A 26,877-nucleotide genomic window follows, 5' to 3' on the forward strand; every position below is an offset into this window, starting at 1 on the left:
TGGCAGAAGGCGACGAAAAACGGATCCGCAGCCATATTTTCGATCTGGGCGAAGAACAAAGCGCCGCCGGACAAGCTCCGGCAGTGGCAGATGCAAGAGATCTGAAAGATCAGGTTCAAGAGAAACTAAAGCGGCATGTATCAGATCTTTTAAAGGTAAGCATGAAAGATATTGAGGCTGACAGCGAACTGACGGAATACGGATTTGATTCGATCATCTTCACTGAATTTACCAATCTATTAAATCGGTCTTATCAGCTTGAGCTCAGCCCGACTATCTTCTTTGAATTTCCGACATTGCGCAAACTGAGCGGCCATTTGATATCTGAATGGAAAGAAGCATTCAGCGGCTTAGAAGGAGAGCGTTTAAAAACCGCTCCAAAAGCCGGAATAAGAAAAGCTGAAGCTCCGGCGGCCGTTCATGTCAAGCGGGAAACGCCCGTATCCGTAAAAGGAAGATCAGAAGAAAAAACCGAACCGATAGCCATTATCGGAATCAGCGGTATTTTTCCGCAAGCGAAAGACATAGATGAATTCTGGACACGTTTACAAAAAGGAGAGCATTGCATCACAGAAATTCCACGAGATCGCTGGGATTGGCGCGAATATTACGGCGATCCGGCAGCGGATGCAAATAAAACGTCAATTAAATGGGGCGGTTTTATAGATGGAATCGCCGGGTTTGACCCGCTGTTTTTCGGGATATCTCCGAAAGAAGCTGAAATGATGGATCCTCAGCAGCGTCTATTAATGATGTATGTGTGGAAAGCCATTGAAGACGCGGGGTACTCAGCAAAACGGATTGCCGGAACAAAAACCGGCATTTTCACCGGCACACTGGGAAGCGGATATCAAACTTTAATCAATAAGGCGGGTCTTCCTGTCGAGGGGTATACGATGACCGGAATCGTGCCGTCCGTCGGGCCGAACCGAATGAGTTATTTTCTTGATATCCACGGGCCGAGCGAGCCGGTAGAAACCGCTTGTTCAAGCTCTTTAGTCGCCATTCACCGCGCGGTAAAAGCCATTGAAACGGGAGATTGTGATATGGCGGTCGCAGGGGGCGTCAACACGATCGTCACGCCTGAAGGGCATATCGGTTTTCAAAAAGCAGGCATGCTCAGTGAAGACGGGCGCTGCAAAACATTTTCTGATCAGGCTGACGGTTATGTCAGAGGAGAGGGTGCCGGCATGATTGTCTTGAAAAAGCTTTCAGAGGCTGAGCGTGACAGGGATCACATCTACGGCCTCATCCGCGGTACAGCGGAAAATCACGGCGGACGCTCAGCGTCACTTACCGCGCCGAATCCGCAGGCTCAGACGGATGTGCTGAAAAGCGCTTATCAAAAAGCCGGTATTCACCCGTCAACGATCACTTATATAGAAGCGCACGGAACAGGAACGGCACTCGGCGATCCGATTGAGATCAATGCATTGAAAAAAGCTTTCCAAACAGACGGGGCGCCGGGCGGATATTGCGGGATAGGCTCAGTGAAGACAAATATCGGACATTTGGAGCTCGCAGCAGGTATTGCGGGCGTTATCAAAGTATTGATGCAGCTGAAACATCGGACGCTCGCCAAAAGTCTGCATTGCGAGAACATCAATCCCCATATCAAATTGAAGGACAGTCCGTTTTACATTGTGACAGAAACAAAGGAGTGGGAAGCGCTGCGTGATGAAAACGGCCGGGTCCTGCCCCGCCGGGCGGGTGTAAGCTCATTCGGTTTCGGAGGTGTCAATGCGCATATCGTTATTGAAGAATACATGGGCAGAAGTGAGACGGAACAGCAGGAAACCCGTGAGAAAGCGTCATCTCTTTTTGTTTTGTCGGCTAAAAATGAAGAGCGGCTGAAAGAAAGAGCGCGTCTCCTTCGCGATTTTATCCAAAACGGATCATCCCGCGATATCGATCTTGCAGATGCCGCATACACACTGCAGACCGGACGGGATGCGATGGAAGCGAGGCTGGGAATCATTGCAGGCTCCGCAGAGGAACTGACTGAAAAACTGAACGCGTTTCTGATGGGAAAAAACAGCGAAGATATCATCAGCGGCCGTAAAAAACGCGAGAATAACACGATCTCCATGTTCTCAGACGATAAAGACGCTGCTGACCTCGTCAGCGCCTGGCTTGAGAAAAAGAAATACAGGAAAGTGCTGCGGCTCTGGGCAAACGGATTTGACACGGATTGGGAGCAGCTGTATACGGACAGTAAGCCGCGCCGCATCAGCCTGCCCTCCTATCCGTTCAGAGCCGACCGCTATTGGGTGCCGAAACGGGAGCAGCTGCCGCTTTCGAATCAAAAAACAGTATTATTGCAGAAAACATGGGAACCGTGCGAGGCAGTGTCTTCATCCGAGCCGTTCAACAACAAAATAGCGCTCATCGTCTCTGAAGATACAAAAGACCTTGCCGCCGAGGTGAAAAAACAGCTGAATGATGCTGACATTGTGCAGGAAAATCAGCTCATCTCTTTCTTACAGGGTCCGAACGCGGCCATCTATTCCGGGTTTATTGACTTCACCGGCTGCGGCTCCCGACAAAAGCGGCAGGACATCAGCTGGGTGGCATCGCTGCAGCAGCTGATTGAATACGGCCGCGGACTAGAAAACATGAAAATGCTTTATCTTACAAAAGGGCTTGAAGCCTTCAAAAATAAGGCTGCCGTTATGCACGGTATTGAAAAAGCGGGACTTTATCGCATGCTGCGGCATGAATACAGCCAAATTCTCACCTGTCACGCCGATATTGATCCTGAAGAGCCGCTGGAGCAGACAGCCGCTTTTATTAAACAAGAAATTGAATCAGACTTAACGGAGTCTGCTGTTTGCTATAGGGACGGCATGCGCTTCAGCTATGTTCTTCGGCAGACTGATCAGATTGAACCAGAAGCCGTGCAAACAGACCGGACTGCGTTTCCAAATGACGCCGTCCTGATGATAACCGGAGGAACGCGCGGACTCGGCGCTTTATGCGCCAAGCATTTCGTTTCCGCATACGGTGTGAAGAAACTGCTTCTGACAGGCAGAAAGGAGCTGCCGCCGAAAACCGAGTGGGATCTTGAGCAAACAGACCCTGTCGTTTCGGAAAAAATACAGCTTATCCGGCAGCTGGAATCACAAGGCGTAAAAGTGTGCGTCTCAGCAGTTGATCTGACGGATAAGCAGGCCGTCGGACGGCTTATAAAAGAGGTAACCTCAACGCTCGGACCTGTCGGAGGCATTCTGCATTGCGCGGGAATTGCGGACCGTGAAAACCCTGCTTTTCTCCGTAAATCCAAAGACAGTATTGCGCGGGTGCTCGCGCCGAAAGCAGACGGCCTTCACAGTCTGTATGAGAGTGTAAAGGATGATACGCCGGCATTTTTCGTTCTGTTTTCATCTGTCTCGGCATCCGTCCCGATTCTTGCGGCGGGTCAGAGCGATTATGCGATGGCTAATTCTTATATGGACTATTTTGCAGAAAACAATGAGAGCGGCATCATTAGCATACAATGGCCGGCATGGGATGAGACGGGCATGAGCAGGGATATAAAAAGCGGGATTTATGAGCAAACGGGATTGCTGCGGCACTCTGACGCTGAAGGTCTCAAGATGCTTGATTACATTTTAAGAGAAAGACCCGGAGCTGTCGTGCTGCCGGCACAAGTGAAACATGATTGGGACGCCAAAGCGCTGGAAAATGCCAAGCCAGCCGCCCATAAAGGAATGAGAACAGCTTCCAAACCTCCTGAAACAAAAAAACGGGAACATAACCGGATTGATATTCAATCTTGGCTGAGGTCGCTTTTGGCAAAAGAGCTGAGTATCGATGAAACGCATATGGATATCGATGTGCCTTTTCAGGAATACGGAATGGATTCTATCTTTCTGGCGCAAGTGCTGACAAAGATCGATCAAAAACTGCCGTCCGTTTCAATTGATCCGACTGTCCTTCTGGAACACCCTACCATAGAACAGCTCGCGGATTATTTAGCCGCACATTGTCCGGAAGCTTTTTCGGCAGATGCAGCAGTTCCCGCGGAGAAGGTCCCTTTGCAGAAGACGCCGAAACGGAGCAAAAAAACGGCAGATAACCCCGGGAAACGGGGAAAGGTTGCGATCATCGGCATGGCCTGTCATTTTCCGAAAGCGGGGGATATAAAAGAATTTTGGAAGAATCTCCGCAGCGGAACGGATGCCGTCACTGAAGTTCCGCCGGACAGATGGAACGCCGGGGAACACTATCAGCCGGGTGAATATCAAGAAGGAAAAAGCATCAGTAAATGGGGCGGTTTTATTCACGATATTGATCAATTTGACCCGGAGTATTTCAATATTTCAGAAACGCTGGCACCGATGATAGACCCGCTGCAAAGGCAGTGGCTCGAAGTGAGCGCGGAAGCTTTGGCCGATGCCGGTTATCAAAAAGAGGATCTCTGGGGCCGCCGTATCGGCGTTTTTGCCGGTGCAAGGGCAGGTGCGTTCCATCAGAAATTTCAATATTTGCAAAAAGACGCGATTATTGGCGCGGGGCAAAATTTTATTACCGCACACATGGCGCACATTTATAACTTTACAGGGCCCAACCTGGTCGTGGATACGGCCTGCTCCAGTTCGCTTACGGCAATTCATTTGGCCGTACAGGCTATTCAAAATGGAGAAGCGGAAGCGGCCTTTGCGGGCGGGGTTGACATTTTGCTTGATGAAAAACCTTTTCTCACAATGAGCGCGGCGAGAATCTTATCGCCAAATGGCCGTTCAAAATCTTTCGATGCCGATGCGGACGGAACAGGAATCGGAGAGGGCTGCGGAGTGCTGATGCTGAAGCCGCTTGAAAAAGCGATAGAAGACGAAGATAAAATATACGGCGTTATTGACGGCTCTGCGATAAATAATGACGGCAGCACAATGGGCGTGACGACGCCGAATCCCCGGGCGCAGCAGGACTTGATTGAGCAGGCGGTTCAATCAGCGGAAATCGAGCCGGACACCATGACATACGTAGAGACGCACGGAACCGGTACATTGATCGGCGACCCGATTGAATTAAAGGGATTAACCAATGTCTTGTCTGCTTATTCCGATGAAAAACAATTTTGCGGTGTAGGAAGCGTCAAAAGCAATATCGGCCACTTGCTGAGTGCGGCGGGCGCGGCGGGAATCATCAAAGTTTTGCTGGCGATTGCCAATGAAGAACTGCCGCCGACTTTGCATTGCCATAAACCGAACCCCCGCTTCCAATTTAAAGATTCTCCGCTTTATCCTGTGCTTGAGCTGAAGCGGTGGAACGGAAAAAAAGAGATACTCAGGGCCGGGGTCAGCGCGTTCGGTTTGGGCGGGAATAACGCCCATATCATTGTCAGCAACGAAGGAATTCCGAAAGAGCGAAAAGCGGCCATGGAACCGAAAGGCGGCCAGACAGTATACCGAAAACAGCGGTATTGGCCTGAAAAAGCACAGTTGTCCGAAGCGGAAGAAAATGAGGCGGGCACAGAAGCAATGTTTGAAATAAGCGAGGTGTGATAGATTGGCAGTTGCCACCGATCAAGTCAAAACGTTCCTGCAGAAAATCAGCCATACGAATTATATCGTCCGGGATCATCGCGTTCATCAAATCCGCGTCCTCCCGGGCGTGACTTTAATAGATATGCTGTATCGGCTCGCCGCCGGGTATCTCGGTGAACGCCCTATAGAATTAAGACAGATTATTTTTAAGCAGCCTGTTGTAACATCTGAAGAGTTTGATAAACACCTGTATGTGACCTTTACGCCGGCGCGTGACAGCTGGAAAGTTGAGATTACTAGCGAAAAAGCAAAAAACGGCACACCGCTTGGCGGAAACCGGGATGAGAATATGGAATGCCAGCTTTATTTGCAAGAAGACACGCCGCGGGCAAAAGAACTGAATATTGAAGCGTTCATGAAAAACGCAAGCCGAAAATGGGACATGCATGACATTTATGGAATTGCAAGAAGAAGCCATATTGAGCATGGCGAGTTTATGAAAAATGAAGGGGCCGTTTATCAGCTTCAGGATAAAGAAGAATTAATGGAGCTTACTCTGAGTGATTTGGCTGAAGGATTCCGGGAGAAATTTAAGGCGCATCCGGCTTTTTTGGATGCGTCCACCCTTGCCGGCTCTTCCTTTGCATTGTCGGCCCAAAAGCAGAATGACACACCTTATATTCCTTTTATGATCAATCGTTTTTGCATGTATCAGCCGTTTCCGAAAACGATTTACACTTATTCTGCGAAAAACAGCCGCACTGAAAGCGGCGTATCAGATAGCGAACCTGATGTGTATTCGGCCGACTTCACGATTTACGACAGGGCAGGGAACGTATTGGCCGAATGTGAGAAACTGACAGTAAAAAGGGTCAGACAAGCGAATATGATTACCCATCTGATAGACAAAGAGAAGCCGCCTCAGCAGAACAGAAGCGGCCGTGGTGAGTCGGAAAATTCTGTGGCCGCAGAAGACGTGTCTGAACAGCAAACGCCGGAACAAAACATGGTGACTTACATAAAGTCGGAAATCGCCAGGCTGGTCAATCGTCCGGCACAGGATATTGATGTGCGGAAAGGCTTTTATGATATGGGGCTTGACTCGGCGCATTTGCTGAAGCTTGTAAAGATATTAGAGCAGACTTTTCAACAGCAGTTTTATCCGACACTGCTTTTTGAATATTCATCTGTCCGCCGCCTTGCGGATTACCTTATCAATGAAGCGGGCTGTGTGCTGAAAGATTCGGCAAAAGAACGGCATACATCAGACGCTGACACTGCTGATGAGGTTCTGTTTTTTGAACCCGCCTGGAAAGATCATCCGCTGGAAACGGCGGTGCAGAACGGGCAAAAACACACCCGTCATCTCATTATCGCTGCCGATGCAGGGCCCCGTCTCACCGGTGAACTCGGCGCACATTGCCCGGAAGCGGAAGTGATAGAACTGAAAAGGGAGCATGAGGCTGCAGATGAGCAGTTTGGAGCAGATGCCGAGCGCATATTTCGTATGCTCAAACGGGAACTGACAGACCATCCGAAAGAACATACATTGATTCAGCTTGTATGCGCCGTTGAGAATGGAGCGGCATTGTCTTCCGCTCTCGGGGCTATGCTGAAAACGGCACATCTGGAAAATCCGGCTCTTCGCACTCAGGTGATCACCTTCTGTGACAAGAATGAGAGATTGCCAAGTGAGACGGCGGCAATGATAAGAACAGAAGCAGACTGCTCTCATGCAGGCTGCACAGATATTCGGTATAAAGGAAATATACGGCAGATCAGATTGTTCGAACGTATTGAGAAACTGGACGGGCAGACACAGTCTCCTTGGAAACAAAACGGCGTATATGTCATTACAGGAGGCCTCGGCGGTCTTGGATTTCTGCTTGCTTGTCACCTTGCAGAAAAAGAAAAGGTGAAGCTCGCACTCATCGGCCGTTCGCCGGAACAGTCTGAGAAGATCAGCAGACTGAAAGCATTGGGCGCAGAAGTTCTTTACGTTCAAGCGGACATCGGCAGCAAAGCCGAAACAGAGCGGGCATTTGCTCAGATTACAGAAACCTTCGGCCGGCTGACGGGTATTTTTCATTGCGCCGGTGTTTTAAAAGATCAATTTATCATCCAAAAAGACAGTTCTGACTTGAAGCGGGTGTTCCTGCCGAAAATCAGCGGCCTGATTCATGCGGACGAAGCTTCACGGAATGAACCGCTTGAGTTTTTCGCCGTATTTTCCTCATTCTCGGCGTTGGCCGGAAATGCGGGCCAAATAGATTATGCCGCAGCGAACGCTTTTATGGATGAATATATGAAATATCGCGATTGCAGAGCGGAAAAAGGCGAACGGACCGGGGCTTCTATGACGATCAACTGGCCGCTTTGGGAAGATGGCGGCATGCAGGTTGACAGCTTGATGAAAGAGATCATGAATGATACAACAGGCACCAGCCCGCTACCGGCCGGGGAAGGGATGGCTGCACTTGAATATATGCTGCGTCTCGGCAAGCTGCAATCCGTTATTTTATACGGGAAAGAGCCGGCTGTAACTGAAAGCATGGGCCGATTGGGTCCAAAGGGAGACAAGAACGGATCTTCATTATCCAACGCAGCTGTCAAGAGAAGAAGCCGAAAACAAGAGAGACATACAGAAGAGCACGATATTGCGGTAATCGGATTGGCGGGAAGATATCCGCAGGCGGGAAGCATCGATGAATTTTACCAAAATCTGCGCTCAGGGAAAGACTGCATCACAACAATGCCGAAAGACAGATGGAAAGGTTATCCTTTCTCATATGAAGCAGATCAGTTCTACCGTTACGGAGGATTTTTAGATCGCATAGACAGCTTTGATCCGCTGTTTTTCAATCTGACTCCGCGCCAGGCTGAAATGATGGACCCGCAGGCGCGGCTGTTTTTAGAGACGGCTTGGGAAGCTTGTGAAGATGCCGGTTTTTATCAAGACAGAACGGCGCGCGGGCCATCTTCACAAAAAAGAAAACGCGTCGGGGTATTCGCAGGTGTGTTTTGGAGCCATTATGAGCTGTTCGGCGCTGAAATCACACAGCGGGGCACACCGCTGTCTATGGGCGTGACGCCTGCCTCTGTTCCGAATATCGTGTCTCACTGCCTGAACTTTACAGGGCCGTCAATGGCTGTTGATACGATGTGCTCTTCTTCGCTCACATCCATACATTTGGCATGTGAAAGCATTAAAAGGGGGGAGTGCGAATTCGCCCTTGCCGGCGGTGTGAATGCGGTCACACACCCGCATAAATATGCGTTTTTGGCGAATGCCGGATTTCTGTCTTCAGAAGGCGTCTGCAAAAGCTTCGCCGACGGCGGTGACGGTTATGTGCCGGGAGAAGGCGTCGGCGCGGTGTTACTGACAACCGTTCAAGAAGCGGAAAGAATGGGCTGTCCGATATATGGCGTCATAAAAGGCTCCGCTTTAAACCATGTCGGAAAAACATCCGGTTTGACCGTGCCTGATCCGGCATCACAGGCGGAAGTCATTACAGATTCTTTTCAGGGTGCCGGCATTGATCCGGAGACACTGAGCTATATTGAAGCCCACGGAACAGGCACGTCTCTGGGTGATCCGATTGAAATTGAAGGGCTGAGCCGCGCTTTCCGCAAATGGACAAACAAGAAGCGGTTTTGCGCCATCGGCTCTGCCAAATCAAATATCGGCCATTTAGAAGGAGCAGCCGGGATCGCCGGATTAACAAAGGTGCTTTTGCAGCTGAAGCATGGAGAAATCTTTCCGTCATTGCACACGGACACGCTGAATCCCCATATTCCGTTTCCGGACACGCCGTTTTATGTGGCGGACCGGCTGGAAGAATGGGAACGGCCGTCACATCCTGACCAGCCGAGAAGAGCGGGTTTAAGTTCTTTTGGCGCAAGCGGGAGCAATGCCCATTTTGTCATAGAAGAATATCTGCCGCCGCAGGCTGAAAAGAAACCGGTGAGTATACGGGAAGACGAGCCTGTTCTGTTTCTGCTTTCGGCAAAAAATGAAGAACGGCTATTGGAATATGTCAAACGGTATGACCGCTTTTTACGGGAAAAAGAAGTCAACCTTAAAGACCTGGCCTACACGCTTCAAGCTGGCAGAGAAGCGATGCCTGAACGGCTGGCATTTATCGTTACATCCGTTTGCGGCCTGCAAGCGAAACTGAAGGATGTGCTTGAACGGAAAACAGAAATTGAAGGGTGTTTCCGCGGACATGCTCAAAATGATATTTCATCAAGTGGAATGGCCGAGCTGCTGAAAAACAAGCAATATTCCAGATTGCTCACTGAGTGGGCAAAAGGAGCCGCCGTTGACTGGAGCCTGTTATATGAAGGAGAGAAGGCGAAACGGGTCAGCCTTCCTGTATATCCGTTCGCGAAGGAGCGGTATTGGGTGCCTGTGCCTGCGGATATCCAGAAACAGACAGACGAACCGGCGGAAAACCAAAAGATCATTCTTCAAAAAGACTGGAAGCAGCAAGATCCGGCGGAGTCTGAAGCATTATCAGGAACAGTAATGATACTTGCAACTGATAAGACGAGCCGATTGGCCGATGCTCTTTTTAAAGGAAACGGCCATATTGAAACGATCTGCTTCATCCATCAGGCAAAAGACGGCGCCGATTATTACGCCGCCGCATCGGGGCGAAACCTTTACGGCAGAGTGCGGGAGTCTCTTCAAAACAAACAGATACTCGGGGTCGTCGACATAACCGCATATGACGCGGAATATGAACGGCAGGAAGAGATAGAACACGGAAAGCTTGCCTTTTTACAGCAGGCTCTTGAATCATTCCGTCATAGCGGCGCTGTGTTCAGCCAAGTGACACACCGCCTCCAGCCTTTCAAGGAAAGTAAACCTCTGATGCAAGGGGCGAAAACGGCGGGGCTGTACCGGATGCTGGGCGCTGAGTATGCCAACATTCATTCTTTTACGATAGATAGCGATTGTGCGATTGAGCATACAGAAGAATTAAGCAGACAGATTGAGACTGAATTTTTACAGCCGCGGGCCAAAAGCGGCAGTGAATGCTGCTACAGGCTGAATCGCCGTTATGTGCCGTTTCTAAAGCAGGGTATGAATGTTTCGGCGGCGCCTGAGCTTTCCTATTCGTCTGATGATGTGCTGTTAATAACGGGCGGATCGCGCGGAATCGGCGCAATTGCGGCGGAGCATGCCGTTTCACGCGGCTGCAGGAAACTGGTCATCATGGGTCGGGAGCCGCTTCCTGATTCCTCAGAGTGGGCAGACATGAAAAAGGACGGCATTCTCCCGGAAAAAGCCGAGCGGATGCAGAGGTTAGCCGAGCGGGGCGCGGAGATCCGTTATTACAGCGTTTCTCTTACGGATCAAAAGGGGCTCCGGAACATGACGGACGGCATCCGCGGCACGATGGGGCCGATTACCGGCGTTTTTCATTGCGCGGGTGCAATGGGAGAACACCCCGCTTTTTATAACAAAACCGAAACTGAAATCGAAAGCGTTTGCACGCCGAAAGTAACAGGGCTTCGCGGTCTCTTTGAAGCCGTTCAGAATGAGCCGCTGTCGTTTTTTATTTTGTTCTCATCCGTTTCGAGCCTGATCCCTTCGCTTGCTGCGGGGCAAAGTGACTACGCGATGGCTAATTCATTTATGGACTCTTTTGCAAATCATCAAGCAGGTAAAGGAAACGTGTTTGTTAAAGCCGTTCAATGGCCCGTCTGGAAAGAAACCGGCATGGCTGAAGGCCTGCCGGAAACACCTGCTTATCAAAAATCAGGACTTTCCAGGCTGTCTGCCGAAGACGGACTGAAGTTTTTAGATTACATCATTTTAAACGGACAAAGCTGCGGAATTCCTTGTGTTCCCGAAGACAGTGAGGCTGATTTTGGTGATCTTCTGAAGGTGAAGAAATCTGAAGCTCCCATGAAAAAAAGCACTGCCGGTGACCAAAAGGTGAAGGATATGATTCGTCAATGGGTGCGCACCGTTTTCAGCGAAGAACTGAAAATGACGGATGAGCAGATAAAAGATGATATGCCGTTTGATGAATACGGGATTGACTCAATACTCTTTGCGGAATTGGTTCAATCATTGCAAAAACGGATCAGCATAAAGTTAACACCGTCCTTAATGCTTCAATATCAAACGATTACAGAAATGGTTGACTATTTCGCAGTGCATCATGAAGCCGATTTTGTGACAAAAGAAAATGGTTTCGTTCAAGACAGGGACGTAGAGCCTGATTTAATCGCTGACGCTGAAGAGAGAACATTCATGGAGCCGAAAGCGGATACTGAAGACGATATTGCCGTCGTCGGCATGTCCTGCCGTTTTCCGGGGGCGGGCGGAACGGATGCTTTTTGGGAGCTGCTGATGAAGGGAAACACCGCCATCCGGCCTGTCCCCGCAACGCGCTGGCATGCAACAGCAAATGCAAAGGATTATGCGGGGTGGATTGATGATATCGACATGTTTGATGCGGGCTTTTTCGGCATCTCTGAAAAAGACGCGGCAATTATGGACCCGCAGGCGCGGATCATATTAGAAGAAGCGGTTCATTCCGTTTATGATGCCGGGTACGGCCAAAAGGATTTATCGGGCCGGAAAGTCGGCGTGTACATCGGCGGCAGGGCGCAGCCTTCAGCCGGTATGGAACATATTTTGCAGGCGCCTAACCCGATTTTGGGGGCGGGGCAAAACTATTTGGCGGCCAACATTTCACGATTTTTGAATGTCACAGGGCCGAGCCTTGTCGTGGATACAGCATGTTCTTCAGGGCTGATCGGGCTGTCCTTTGCAAAAGACGCCCTTTTGGCCGGAAGGATTGACGCGGCCTTAGTCGGTTCGGTGAGTCTGCTCTTATCTCCGTCCGCGCACCGGTTATTCGGAGCGCGCCATATTTTAAATGAGAACGGCGTGTTTCATATATTCGACCGTGAATCAGCGGGAGAAGTGCTCGGAGAAGGAGCGGGGGCGGTTTTTATCAAACGATTGAGCGATGCGGTGCGGGACGGAGACCGTATTTACGGCGTCATAAAAGCCGTCTCGGTAAACAATGACGGCCGGACGCTCGGTCCCGGTTCACCGAATATAAGAGCGCAGAGAGACGCCATTCAAACTGCGCTTGACATGGCGGAAAAGTCGCCCGAAGACATTGGATATATAGAAGTGAACGGAGGCGGTTCCCCAATCGTTGATTCGGTGGAAATCAAGGCGCTCTCAGATGTCTATCAGCTGAACCGGAAAACGCTTCTGCCCTGCCGGATCGGATCGGTGAAACCGAATGTGGGGCATTTGCTTCTGTCTTCAGGTCTTGCGGGCTTCATCCGATGTGTGCTGAGCGTCTATCATAAGCGGATTCCGCCTTTCTTATCAGCGCGTGAGCCATTTGAACATTATGACTTTGAAGCGTCGCGTATTCATTTTAATCGTGAACCCGTTGATTGGCATTCAGAGAAGAAACCCCGCGTCGCAGCTCAGAGTTCATTTCCTGACGGCGGGACAAATGCTCATATCCTCGTTGAAGAATACAGAGGTGAAAGGCAGCGGGAACATCACCGGGCGCCTCAGCCGCCGGAATTCAGAAAAAAACACTACCCGCTTTTGGGCGGCTGGAACAGCACGGAGAATGAAGCGGAAAAAACAAGTAATGAAAAAACAGACATTGCGGATCTTTTAAAGAAATATGAGAAAAAAGCAGAGACAAGCACTGCACCTGCAGACTCGTTTTGGCAGGTGACAACGTGACGTTTTTAAAAGGGGACGAACCATGAAAAAAACAGTGAATCTGCGCCTGACGGCAGAACATCCCATTATGAAAAACCATCTTGTTCACGGAGAATCTGTCATGCCCGGTCTGGCCTATATTGATATGCTGTATCAGCTGGCAAAGCAAAGCCTTGATCTTTCATTCCGTTCCATCTGTCTGAAACGGGTGACCATTTATCATCCTTTATCAGTGAAACGGTCAGAGCGGCTTGATGTGAGTGTCATATTCAGTAAAGAAAAGGAGTTCTGGACTGCCTCGATTTGCGGGGCGGATTCCGGGACGGTTTTCTTATCAGCGGAGGTGCATGAAGGGGTTTTCTCATCAGATAAGCGCCTTGACGCGGAAGAGAAAAAACAAGTTGCGCTTCCATCAGTCTCCTTGCATACGGTTTACGAAGACGCGAGAAGCCGCGGACTGTCGCATGACGGGCTGATGAAGCCGGAGGGAGAGATCTATGCAAATGAAGAGGAATGTTTCCTTGATATTCGGCAGTCTGATTCATGCCAGGAAAATCTCCCCGGCGCTCTCTTTCATCCCGCGCTGATGGACGGTGCCGCCATGGCCTCCGGCGTATTGCAGACAGCTGCAGGCGCCGGTTTGTTTTTACCGATTTATTATGATTCGTTTAGTGCCGCTGAAACCGTTACGGAGCGCTGTTACGCGGTGATTTCGAAAAAATCCGGCATGCCTTCTGAAATGGTGAAAATGGATATTGACTTTTACAACCTCAGCGGTGCGCATATTGCTTCACTGCTCGGCCTGACAGCCAAAAAGGTGCGGACAGACCGGCAGCTGATACCAGGCGTTCAGCAGATGGAGGAAACCTTATACCGCATTTTCTCAACATACGTAGGCCGTCCTGTCACAAGAAATGATGCGCACACCGTATTTTTTGAATTAGGCCTTGAATCGTCACAGCTTCTGGCCATTATTAAAGACATCGAAGGGGCGTTTGATCTGCGGCTGAATCCGACTCTTTTATTTGAGTGCAGCAGCATATCCGAACTGCTTGAAGACATAAAAACAAAAGGAACAGAAGAATCTTCCGGCCTTGTCGCGGATGCAGCACCGGTCTCTGAAACGCAATCAGTCAGTCAGACATTTACTTTCTATGAACATGAAGCATTCCTTCAGGATCATCTGGTTTTCGGCAAACCGGCACTGATGGGTGTAGTGTATCCGTGTCTGGTGCTTGAAGCGTCCGGAGCGTCTCATTCCGGCACGTATCCCGCCGAGCTGAAAGATATCCGCTTTACGGGCGGGCCCGTCACGCTGGAGCCGGGAGAGGCCGCACAGATTGACATTTCATTTGCGGCAGAAAAGAATGCCGAACGCTTTACCGCAAGCTGCACTGTTTCCGGTAAAGAAAGCCGGAAGACGTGTGCCGAAGGAGAAATAAGCAGAGGTATAGAGACACCCGTAAAAAAATCGTATGACGTTGAACAAATGAAGGCGCATGCACAAAAGGTAGCACCGGATGTTATTTCCCGTCTGTACGATTCGGTTGCCGGCTTCACGATAGGCCCGATGCTGAAAACGGTAACGGCGGGATACAAAATGAGTGAGAGCTCCTTTTTATTGCAGCTGGACTTATCAGGAAAAAAAGAAAAAGGCGATCTGCGTCACTTTGCATTTGACCCGCTTATATTGAATTCTTGTTATATGTCGCTCGGTGAAGAAGAATTGCAGCTGAAAAAGCGGATTCACGTCCCGCTCATGATTGAGAGGCTGACGCTTTACGGACCAGTCATGTCTGATACCGCCTATGTGGTGAATACAATCAAACATAAAAAAGACGGGTTTCTCTCATTTGATGCCGCAGTCCTCAGTCATACCGGGGAACAGCTGGCGGAATTGAAAAACGCGTCTGTGAAAGAAGTGCTTCAGCCAAATCGGCTTGAAAATGCGTCTTTTGCCCCGTCCGGGAATCAAAGCCGTCAGAAAACGAAAGGAAAACCGCTGGATATTGCCATTGTCGGGATTTCCGGCAAGTATCCGCAGGCCGATGATATCAATGCGTTTTGGGAAAATCTCAAACAAGGAAAGGATTGTATTACCGAAATTCCGAAAGACCGCTGGAAATGGGAACATTACTTTTCCGAGGACCGGACGGCGCCGGGAGCGATCTACAGCAAATGGGGCGGATTCATTGACGGGATCGCCGATTTTGATCCTGAGTTCTTTAAGATTTCCCCCCGTGAAGCGGAACACCTTGATCCTCAGGAACGGCTGTTTTTAATGCATGCGTGGATGGCCATGGAGGATGCGGGATATACGAGGATATCACCTGAACTGGGCCGTCAGGTAGGTGTGTATGCCGGTGTCATGTATCAGGAATACCCGCTATTCGCGGCTGAAGCGGGAGTGAAAGGACGGCATATCGGGCTCCCCGGCGGGATTTCATCCATTGCTAACCGTGTCTCCTATTTTTGTGATTTTCAAGGGCCGAGCATTTCGGTCGATACGATGTGTTCGGGTTCGCTGACTTCATTGTACATGGCGTGCCGGGATCTGCGGGATCATCGGATTCGCGCGGCGCTTGCCGGCGGAGTGAATCTCACCGTTCATCCTAACAAGTACTTCATGCTGAGCCAGGGGCAGTTCATCTCATCTAAAGGACACTGCGGGAGTTTCGGCGCCGGGGGTGACGGCTATATTCCGTCAGAAGGGGTCGGGGTGCTGCTTCTTAAACGTTTAGAAGACGCCGTACAAGACGGAGATCGGATTTACGGCGTCATTAAGGGAGCTGCCATTAATCACGGCGGAAGAGCGAGCGGTTACACCGTACCGAACCCCAAGGCGCAAAGCGAAGTCATTTCTCAAGCTTTACAGGAGGCGGGGGTATCTCCGGGCCAGATCAGCTATGTGGAAGCGCACGGGACAGGGACGAAATTAGGCGATCCGATTGAAATCCGGGCTTTAACCGATGCATTCGGTGATGTTCCTGAAACATGTCTCATCGGGTCTGTCAAATCAAATATCGGACATGGGGAATCTGCAGCGGGCATCGCCGCTGTCACAAAAGTGCTGCTGCAGATGAAGCACAAACAAATCGCCCCATCTTTGCATGCGGATGTTTTAAATCCGAATATCCAATTTGACGAAGGGCCGTTTTCCGTCTGCCGGGAATTAACAGATTGGAAACGGATTTCAGCAGACGGAGCAGAACAGCCGCTCAGGGCGGGGGTCAGCAGCTTTGGGGCGGGCGGTTCTAACGCGCATATCATTATTGAAGAATATGAGGCTCCTGTCAAACAAGCAATCAGCAGCCAAGAGCCGGCTGTCATTCTGCTGTCTGCGAAAAATGGGGAGCGTCTGACAGAATACGCGGAGCGCCTTCTTGCTTTTCTTCAAAAGAAGCATACGGATAAGCCGGACTTATTTGATGTCGCATACACTTTACAAGCGGGGCGGGAAGCGATGGATGAGCGGCTGGCTTTCATTGCGGACTCTCTTAAGGAGCTGGAGGACAAGCTCAGATCGTACTTGGAAAATGAAAACGCACCGCATCTTTACAGGGGGCGGGCGAAGCGAAATCATGAGACAGTGGCTGTGTTTGAATCTGATGAAGATTTGCAAGAAGCCATGGTCAAATGGCTGAAAAAGAGAAAGTACGGTCATTTGCTGAACATGTGGGTGCAGGGAGTCGATGTGGACTGGAACTTGTTATATTCGGGACAAAAACCCCGGAGAATCAGCCTTCCCGCCTATCCGTTTGCAAAGGTCAGATGCTGGATTCAAGATGAAGCCGAGGCGGTTTCAAAACGGAATGACGGCAAAACGGTGATCCATCCGCTGCTTCATGAAAACACATCCGATCTGTGGGAGCTGAAATTCACCTCTGTTTTTACCGGACGGGAATTCTTTTTCACTGACCACACAGTCAATGGGGAGAAGGTGCTCCCGGGAGCCGCCGTGATCGAAATGGCCAGGGCGGCCGTTGAGCGTGCCGCATACGCTGTGCCGGACGGACGTAAAGGAATGTATTTGAAAGATCTCATATGGATGAGGCCTGTCGTTCATAAGGGGACGGATGTAGAAGTCCATATCAGCCTTATCCTTAAGGGAAATGAAGACATTGAATTTACGATTTACAGCCTATCGGAAGAACCCGGGGGAGAACGGATTATATACAGTAAAGGCACCGCGGTATCAGGAGAGATAGCAGCGGTTCCGTCAGTTCACTTAGAGGGCTGGCTGTCCGGCTGCAGCCAATCGGTTATGACGTCTGATGAGGTTTATCAGGCTTTCCGGCATGCGGGTATGATATACGGGCCGAGCCATCAAGGAATTGATCAGCTGATGATCGGAGAGAGGGGTGCTGCAGCCCGGCTGTCGCTGCCGGAATCGGCAGACAGTACCGCCGATCAGTTTGTCATCCACCCGAGTCTTTTGGATGCCGCGTTTCAGGCGTCACTGGGTGCCGGTTCAGATACTGCCGGAGACACTCCGATGCTGCCGTTTTCCCTGCGGCAGGCAGAAATATTTCAGCCGACTCAGAAAACGATGTGGGCGCTTGTCCGCAAACAGAGCGATCGGTCAGATAACGGAGCGCTGACGCTGGATATTGATTTATGTGATGAAAACGGCGCTGTTTGTATGAGATTGACAGGCTTCTCCTGCCGGGCTGTCCGGCAGACAAACCAAACCGAAAGCAAACGGCAGGAAGTTCAGACGGCGATGCTTGCCCCTGTTTGGGACAAAACTTTCTTTTCTCTGGAAGAAAATCGAGCGGTTGATCAGGAACAATTGCTGATCATCGGAAAGCCGGGAAATACCATAAAGGCTGCGGCAAAAATGTGGCCCCGCGCCCATCTGGCGGAGACGCCGGATCATTCAAGCGAGCAAACATTACGTGAATTGACAGCCGGGTATCAGGATATCCGCCATTTCTTATGGATTGCGCCGGATCGTTTCGCACCCGCATCCGTCAGTCAGGAAATGCTTGATGAGCAGGAGAATGGGGTGATTCAATGTTTCCGTTTCATCAAAGCGCTGCTGTCACTCGGGTATGGAAACCGAAACATCAGCTTTACGGCGGTGACCCGGCAGACACAGTCCGTGTATCCGGGTGATCTGCCGCAGCCTGAGCATGCAGGCGTACACGGTTTGATCGGTTCATTGGCAAAAGAATATCCGAACTGGGACATCAGGCTGATTGATGCAGAAGAAGGCAGTGATTCGTCTGAGATGAAAAACATCTGGCGCCTTCCTCCAGATCCGGACGGAAATGCTGCCGCGTACCGTAACGGAGCTTGGCACAAGCAAAAAACAGTCCGGGTGCTGACAAGTTCCGCTCCGCGTATGTCGTACAGAGAAGGCGGCGTTTATGCTGTCATCGGCGGAGCGGGCGGCATCGGAGAAGCATGGAGCAAATACATGATCACCCGTTACAAGGCACGGATGATATGGATCGGCAGGCGGCCGAAGGATCAGGAGATTCAGAGCAAAATAGACAGGCTGGCGCTATCAGGCCCCGCGCCGCATTATATACAGGCTGATGCTCAAGATGCCGCAGCGCTTAAAGCGGCCGTCCGTTCCGTAAGAGAGCAATACGGCAATATAACGGGAGTCATCCATTCCGCGATAACGCTTGCCGACAAAAGTATAGCGAATATGGATGAAGCTTCTTTCAGAAACGCTTATTCAGCTAAGGTGAATACGAGCGTCCGAATGATCGAAGCTTTTAAGGAAGAACCGCTTGATTTTGTGCTGTTTTTCTCATCCGTAAATTCTTTCACAAAAAATGCCGGGCAAAGCAACTATGCGGCAGGGTGTACATTTCAAGACGCCTTTGCCCGCCATATCGCTTCCTTGCTTGATTGTGAAGTGAAAGTCATGAATTGGGGATATTGGGGCAGTCTGGGTGTTGTATCAGACCCGTCTTACAGAAAACGGATGGAGGCGTCAGGGATCGGTTCTATTGAACCCGATGAAGCAATGGAGGCGCTGGAAGTCTTACTATCAGAACCGTTCAGCCAAGCGGCATTCATCAAAGCTGCTCCGCACGGCTTAGCCGCGCTGACGGATCAAGATGCAATATCGGTTGTATCCGGCCCGAAGCCTTCATTTATGGAAAGCGTCAAGCGGCAAAATCCGGATCGGAATGAACGGCTTGAGACTTTAAAACGAGAAATGGAGTTGCGCATATGAACAGCCTTCTTTGCAAACTGCTCTTTTACCAATTACAGTCAATCGGTTTTTTCAGCGAGCCTGTCACTACACCTGCAGCATCCATGCGGAGCGCCGGCGTGATCGGCACATACGGCAGATGGCTGGAAGAAAGCTTGAATCTATTAAAAGAAAACGGATATATCGCGTATGACGGATACACGGTCACTCTTCTCACGGATCAGCGCCCGGACGGCCGCACAGTCTGGAATGAGTGGAATACCCATAAACGCCTGCTTCCCAATGGGGAGCTTGCGCAAGCTGAATTGGCCGAGGCGACGATAAAAGCGATGCCTTCCATTTTAAAAGGAGAACGTCCGGCTACGGATATCGTATTTCCCGATTCATCAATGCGGCTCGTTGAAGGTGTTTATAAGCATAATCCTGTCGCGGATTATTTTAATGAAGTGTTAGCAGATTCCGCGGCCGCTTACCTGAAAGCCTATCTTACAGAACACCCCGATGCCCGCATCAGGCTGATAGAAGTAGGGGCCGGGACGGGCGGAACGAGCGCCATGCTGTTTACAAAACTGAAACCATTTGCAAAACAGATTGCGGAATATTGTTATACGGACGTTTCTAAAGCTTTTTTAATGCATGCCGAACAGGAATACGGACCTGATGTGCCGTATTTGACAACAGCCTTGTTTAATGCGGAGGAGCCTTGCGAATCACAAAATATCAAAACGGGTGTTTACGATATTGTCATCGCCGCCAATGTGCTTCACGCCACAAAAAATATCGGTTTGACACTGCGCCGTCTGAAAGCGCTCCTGAAATACAACGGGATGATTTTGATAAACGAAATCAGCGATCGTTCTGTTTTTACCCATTTAACCTTCGGGCTGCTTGACGGCTGGTGGTCCTATGAGGATGCTGAGCTTCGGATTCCGGGAAGTCCCGGCTTATATCCAAAATCGTGGGAGCGTGTGCTGCATTCGGAAGGATACAGAGCGGTTTGTTTCCCTGCTGAAACGGCTCATGATTTAGGCCAGCAGATTATCGCAGCTGAGAGTGACGGACTCGTCCGGATGCAAGGGATCAGAGACGGCAGAAAGCCATACGCCGCCCCGGCCGAAGTTTTCCGAAAGCCCGCACAGCCTGTTTCCCGCAGCCGCGCGCCAGAGGAGCATCAAGCTGTTAAGGCTGATGGGGAATCGGTCGTTTCCCATGTCCGCTCTGTCATCAAAACAAGTATTGCCGATGTATTAAAAATGAAAGAAGAGGATATTCAGGAAGAACTGAATTTCTCTGAATACGGCATTGATTCCATTTTGGCCGTCAATGTGATTAACGAGATTAATAAGCGATTGAATCTTACACTGCAGACAACGATTTTATTTGATTACTATCATGTGAAACTGCTGACCGGTTATATCTCGGCAGAATATGAAACCATCATAGCCTCATCTCTGGAGACCGAAAGAGCGAAAATCCGCCCGGCGCTTCAGGAAGAACGGTCTGCTGAAAAACCTCTGCAGACGGAAAGAAAGGAAAACGGTTATCAGAAACCGAAACAAGAACGTATGCCGCTTTCTTTCGCAAAGTCCGATGACTCGGGAATGTTCCGGGTTGTGATTGACCGTCCGGGCGGCATTGAAGATCTGACGATTGCCCGCAGTGAAGTGCCCGAGACAAAAGATGACGAGGTTCAAATAGCCGTCCGCGCCTTTTCTTTAAACTTCGGAGACTTGCTTTGTGTCAGAGGGCTGTACCCGACGATGCCGCCTTATCCGTTCACTCCGGGATTTGAAGCAAGCGGCGTCGTGATCAAGACAGGGAGGCATGTAACATCCGTCATTCCAGGTGATGAAGTGATTGTCGGCATGGGAGAGGAATTTGGATCTCAGGCGAATCTCATCACATGTAAAGAACATCAAGTCTATCATAAACCGGCCCGGCTGACCTTTGAAGAAGCATGCGCTCTTCCCACCGTAGCGGTGACCATGATAGACGCCTTCCGGAAAGCCGGACTTAAAAAAGGCGAAAAAATATTAATTCAGACCGCGACGGGAGGAACGGGGCTGATCGCGGTGCAAATGGCCCGGCATATCGGCGCGGAAATATATGCCACGGCCGGATCACAGAAAAAAATTGAGTATTTGCATTCGCTCGGGGTCCGCAATACCATTTGCTATTTAGAAGAAGATTTTGAAACGGAAATCATGCGAATGACCGGCGGCCGGGGGGTGGATGTTGTCATTAATACCCTGGCCGGTGATGCCATGCAAAAAGGAATGAATTGCCTGGCGCCGGGCGGAAGATATATCGAAATTGCCATGACTGCGCTGAAATCCGCTAAATCAGTCGACTTGTCCGTCCTTCATAACAATCAATCGTTTCACAGCGTGGATTTGCGGAAGCTGTCCCTTCAAAATCCGGACCAGGTCAAGGACTATCAATTGGAACTGCAGCGGCTGGCGGAAGAGGGAGTCATTCAGCCTGTCATCTCAAAAATCTTTTCCTTTGAAGACATAAAAGAGGCGTATCACTGTCTGGATGACCGCGGAAATATCGGGAAAATCGTCATCAGCGTTTCTGAGCCGTATCAAATGACGTACCGCCCCGAACAAAAGGATCCGGCCGATACAGTAAAATCAGCAGCTGTGTTACATGAAAAAGAACCGATCGCGATTATCGGGATGAGCGGGCGGTTTGCTGAATCGGAGAATCTCCATGAGTTTTGGGAACACTTAGCCGCCGGACGGGATCTGATTAAAAAAGCAGACAGATGGGATGTCTCTGACAGCCAATGCCAGTATGGCAGTTTTATAGAGGACATTGAATGTTTTGACCCCGTTTTCTTTCATATATCGGGACGTGAAGCGACCTATATGGACCCTCAGCAGCGGCTGTTTTTGGAAGAATCATGGAAAGCGCTTGAAGATGCGGGATATGCGGGAGACTCGGTAAGAGGCCGGGAATGCGGCGTGTATGCCGGCTCCTGCGGCGGAGATTACCAGGCCATTTTTAAACAGCAGGGGCCCGCGCAGGCTTTTTGGGGCAATCACAATTCCGTCACTCCGGCAAGGATCGCCTATCACCTTAATTTACAAGGGCCGGCGATCACTGTTGATACAGCATGTTCCAGTTCACTGACAGCCATTCATTTGGCATGTCAGGGGCTCTGGACGAAAGAAACGGAAATGGCGGTGGCGGGCGGGGTTTTCATTCAATCCACTCCCGCTTTTTATCAGTCGTCAAATAAGGCGAATATGCTGTCACCGACCGGACGCTGCCATACGTTTGATCAAAGCGCGGACGGGTTCGTGCCTGGTGAAGGCGTGGGAGCGGTGGTGCTGAAACGTCTTAGCGACGCCGTTAGTGACGGAGATCATGTGTACGGCGTCATAAAAGGATCTGCAATGAATCAGGACGGCGCTACAAACGGAATCACCGCTCCAAGCGCGCTTTCTCAAGAACGATTGGAACGTCATGTCTATGATACTTTCCACATTGATCCGGAAACCATTCAAATGGTGGAAGCTCACGGAACGGGCACTGCACTGGGCGACCCGATCGAATTCGGCGCCTTAACGCGCGCTTTCCGCCGCTATACGGATAAAAAAGGATATTGCGCCATCGGCTCTGTGAAAACCAATCTCGGACATGCCGCTGCGGCCGCGGGGATGGCCGGACTGTTTAAAATCCTGCTGTCGCTGAAGCATCGGCAGATTCCGGCTTCCCTGCATTTTCACCAAGCCAATCAGCATATTCAATTTGCGGACAGCCCGTTTTTTGTGAATGAAAAGCTGATACAGTGGAAACGGAATCCGGATGCACCGCGCAGAGCCGCTATCAGTTCATTCGGATTCAGCGGAACAAATGCCCATCTTGTTATTGAAGAGGCGCCGCAAACCGTGCGCCGGTCGCCGGCAAAACCGGCCTGCCTCATTCCTTTATCTGCGCGGACGGAGCGTCAGCTGGAAATTCAGGCAGAACGCCTGCTGGATTCACTCAGCAAGAACAAAGACAGCGATCTGGGAAATATAAGTTATACGCTCCTGCTCGGCAGAAAGCATTTACATCACCGGTTTGCCTGTATCGTAAGCAGTGCGGACGAACTGAAGCGGGTATTATCGGAGTGGCTTGTAAAAAGAGAGCTTCCGGGTGTGTTTGTGTCCAATTTGAAGGATCAGAAGCCGGCAGAAGAAGCCGGAATGAAAACATTCGGAATGGAATGCATTGAACAGTGCCGCTCGGCGGCTTCGCCCGCGCAGTACAGAGAAAGCCTGGCACATATCGCTGACCTTTTTTGCAGAGGGTATGATCTTCCTTTTACACGGCTTTTTGACGGAGGGCAATATTATAAAACGCCGCTTCCTGCCTACCCGTTTTTAAAAGAAAGGTATTGGGCGGCTGATGTAAATAGTTCTTTACCAGGCCAAGCCATGAAAAAGTCTGAAACGCAAACCGTTCTCCCGTCTTCGCCGCAGCCTGAACATGAAGGGCTGATTTCTCTGACTCCTTTAACTGAGATCGAAATGAGAGCGTTTGAACCGGAGACATTGCAAAAGCCAATCGTGTTACAGCCTTTGGATTGTACTGTTTCTGTCCAGCAGCCAGAAAAAGCCGTTTCCGAAGACAATAGAACATTGCTTGAAGAATTGAGGACAAGCCTGGCAGATATTTTATTTTTGTCACCGGAAGATATTGATGCTGATGAGCCTTTCATCGACATGGGTCTTGACTCCATTATCGGGGTTGAATGGATACAAACAGTAAATAAAACGTACCACACTGAGATTACTGCCAATAAGGTGTATGAACACCCGACGCTTGAAGAGCTTGCGGAATATATAGCGGGACAAATAAAGAAACCCGAGTATGCTGAAGCGGAGGAAACAGCGGTACGTCCGCAAATCCCGGAAGCAGAAACTCCCCTTGCCGGCATCTCTGACGGCACTTTGCGCAAAGAGCTCAAAGAAAGCCTTGCGGACATCCTGTTTCTGAAGCCGGAAGATATTGATGAGCATGAGGCATTCATTGAGATGGGGCTGGATTCTATTATCGGTGTGGAATGGGTTCAGTCCATTAATAAGACCTATCAAGCGTCTATTACGGCAAATCTGGTCTATGAATATCCGACAATCGCAACATTAGCCGGGTATCTGACCGGTTCTGTCCAAAAAGACACCGAGGAAGTACATGGGGAACATACGAAACAAAACGATATATCAGAAGAGACAGATGATCAAGAACCGCCCGAGCTGATCTGTCTTAACCCAAATGGAAAGGGAAGACCGATTTTCTGGTTTCATTCCGCGCTGGGGGCAGTGGAGCTGTACCAGCCTGTTGCCGAACGGACCGGGCGTCCTTTTTACGGAATTCAGGCAAGAGGGTGGATGACAGACCGGGAACCGATCCGCGGCATTAAAAAAATGGCCGAATATTACGTTAAGCTCATACGTACCGTGCAGCCCCGGGGTCCTTACGATGTAGGCGGCTATTCATTAGGGGGCATGCTCGCTTATGAAGTCACCCGGCAATTGCAGCTGGCTGGAGAAACCGTTGAGTCAATCGTCATGCTCGACTCCTTTGACGCGGCGGGTGCGCGGGAAATAAACATTCCTGATGAATTATTTGATAAAAATATGATGCTGCAGACGGTGAACATGGCTTTATTTGCACCGATTTATCAACATCCGGAACGCATTTCTGAAACCTTGATTCACCGTGATGAACTAGATGCCGATCTTCATGAAGACATATTTTTAGAGCAATTAATCGCAAAAGCCAAACAGCGGGGGTTAACGAAGACGGACGCGTTGGTGAAAAATCTGATCAGGCAGAATATAAATGTTCAGGACGCTTACGAAATCACTGATTACGAACTCCTGCCGCTTCCGGATCCGAACGGGGTGACATGCTATTATTTCCGAAATAAAAACGGTATTTTCTTGGGTGAGCTTGATCCGTATTTTACAATCAGGGCTGATATTTTATCCGCTGATTTCGTCAACTATTGGAGCCAGTGGGAAGAGCATATGACAAACATCGCCATCATGGATGTGGCGGTATCCAATCATATGACGTTATTGGCTGAAGACAGCGCAGCCGAAACGATTTCTGAATTTTGCGGCGTTTTATATTCGGCAGACGGAATGACAGAATACAGCTTTCTGCAGCTGCAGGAAAAGATACTGAACGTGCATGGTGAGATGCTGAAGCAGCCCGCCAAAACAAGACCGTAAATTCACATATCCGCCCGCCGGGTTTACTCGTAAGCTTTGGCGGGTCATTTCAAATCTTGAACACATCTTGGAGGAATGAAAATGACCAGTTTAACAAAAATCAGACAGCAGCAGCCGTACAAGTGGTACCAAACGATGAGAGAAACCTCTCCCGTTCATTACAATGAAAAGGAAGATTGCTGGGAAATCTTCACCTATGATGAAGTGAAGCGGGTGATTTCTGACTACAGTCATTTTTCTTCCGATCATAAATACTTAAGTGCGGACAAACAGGAAAAAATGATCCGGCATATTAACAAAGACAGCCTTTTGAAAATGGACCCGCCCGAACACACCGTCTTCAGAAAATTGGTCAATCAGCCGTTCATGCCGAAATCGGTTGAGTCTCTTGCACCGCGTATAGCCGCTATCGCTGATGACCTGCTTCAGGCCGTCCGTTCAAAAGACAGGATGGACATTATTGAAGATTACGCATTTCCGCTTCCGATTATCGTGATCGCAGAGCTTTTAGGATTTCCTCCGAAAGACAGGGATATCTTTAAAAGCTGGGTCGACCAAAGCCAGAATGTAAAAGATGAAAAGAAAATGAATGAAGTGCAAAAGCAGATGATCGGATACTTCATGCAGTTTATTTTACAGCGGAGAAAACAGCCGCAAAATGATTTAATCAGCCATTTAATTTCAGCTGATTTAGACGGAGAGCCGCTGTCAGACAAGCAATTAATCGGTTTTTGCGGCTTGTTGATCGTCGCGGGGCACGTAACGACGGAGAATGTGATCGGAAATTCATTTCTCAGTCTCAAGGAGTTTCCGCATATTCTGCCCCGGCTGCTTGAAAATAAGGCGCTCCTTCCTGACTTTATTGAGGAAGTCATCCGCCTCAGACCTTCCATTCAGCGGGTAACCCGCTACACCGCGGTTGAGAGCGAGATTGGCGGAAAAACGATTCCGGCCGGAGAAAAAGTGTATGCGTGGATTGGATCGGCGAACAGAGATGAAAAGAAGTTTGAAAATCCCGATCAGATTGACTTGGGACGAAAGCCGAATCAGCATCTGTCATTCGGTCAGGGCAGCCATTATTGCTTAGGAGCGCCGCTGGCCCGGCTTGAAGCGAAAATCGCGCTTTCCCACTTTTTTGAACAGATGCCCGCATGGCGTTTTACTGAGGATCAAGAGCCGAATCTGGTTCCGAGCCCTGTATTTCACGGCGTTGACAGGCTGCTTGTTGAGTTTTGAGCGAAAAAATAAAAGAGGCTTCGC

General features: G+C 49.9%; 5 protein-coding genes. All 5 read left to right on the forward strand.

From position 1 onward, the window contains the following. A partial coding sequence (locus tag D5S11_RS11705; RefSeq protein ID WP_128424622.1) for an SDR family NAD(P)-dependent oxidoreductase occupies nt 1-5,507 on the forward strand: 5,507 nt, incomplete at its 5' end. Nucleotides 5,508-5,511: 4 nt separating this feature from the next. Next, nucleotides 5,512-13,230 (forward strand): SDR family NAD(P)-dependent oxidoreductase, encoded by a 7,719-nt coding sequence (locus D5S11_RS11710; protein ID WP_047935927.1) that lies wholly within the window; start codon nt 5,512-5,514, stop codon nt 13,228-13,230. A 22-nt stretch (nt 13,231-13,252) separates the two neighbouring features. Then, nucleotides 13,253-19,405: a type I polyketide synthase gene (locus D5S11_RS11715; protein WP_108724839.1), complete on the forward strand. Its 6,153-nt coding sequence runs from the start codon at nt 13,253-13,255 to the stop codon at nt 19,403-19,405. After that, a complete protein-coding gene (locus D5S11_RS11720) occupies nt 19,402-25,617 on the forward strand; it encodes a beta-ketoacyl synthase N-terminal-like domain-containing protein (protein WP_108724840.1) in 6,216 nt (2,071 codons plus the stop codon). The genes D5S11_RS11715 and D5S11_RS11720 overlap by 4 nt, the downstream gene beginning before the upstream one ends. Nucleotides 25,618-25,698: 81 nt before the next feature. Continuing rightward, complete coding sequence (locus D5S11_RS11725; protein ID WP_047935923.1) at nt 25,699-26,853, forward strand: cytochrome P450; 1,155 nt, start codon at nt 25,699-25,701, stop codon at nt 26,851-26,853. Nucleotides 26,854-26,877 lie beyond the last annotated feature (24 nt).

Origin of the sequence: Bacillus sp. L75 (genome assembly GCF_003676355.1) — a bacterium.
Taxonomy (GTDB): domain Bacteria; phylum Bacillota; class Bacilli; order Bacillales; family Bacillaceae; genus Bacillus; species Bacillus velezensis.

Excerpts from the sequence above, each read along its gene's own strand:
- D5S11_RS11725 (WP_047935923.1), top strand. The coding sequence starts at position 25,699 with ATGACCAGTTTAACAAAAATCAGACAGCAGCAGCCGTACAAGTGGTAC.
- D5S11_RS11715 (WP_108724839.1), top strand. The coding sequence starts at position 13,253 with ATGAAAAAAACAGTGAATCTGCGCCTGACGGCAGAACATCCCATTATG.
- D5S11_RS11720 (WP_108724840.1), top strand. The coding sequence starts at position 19,402 with ATGAACAGCCTTCTTTGCAAACTGCTCTTTTACCAATTACAGTCAATC.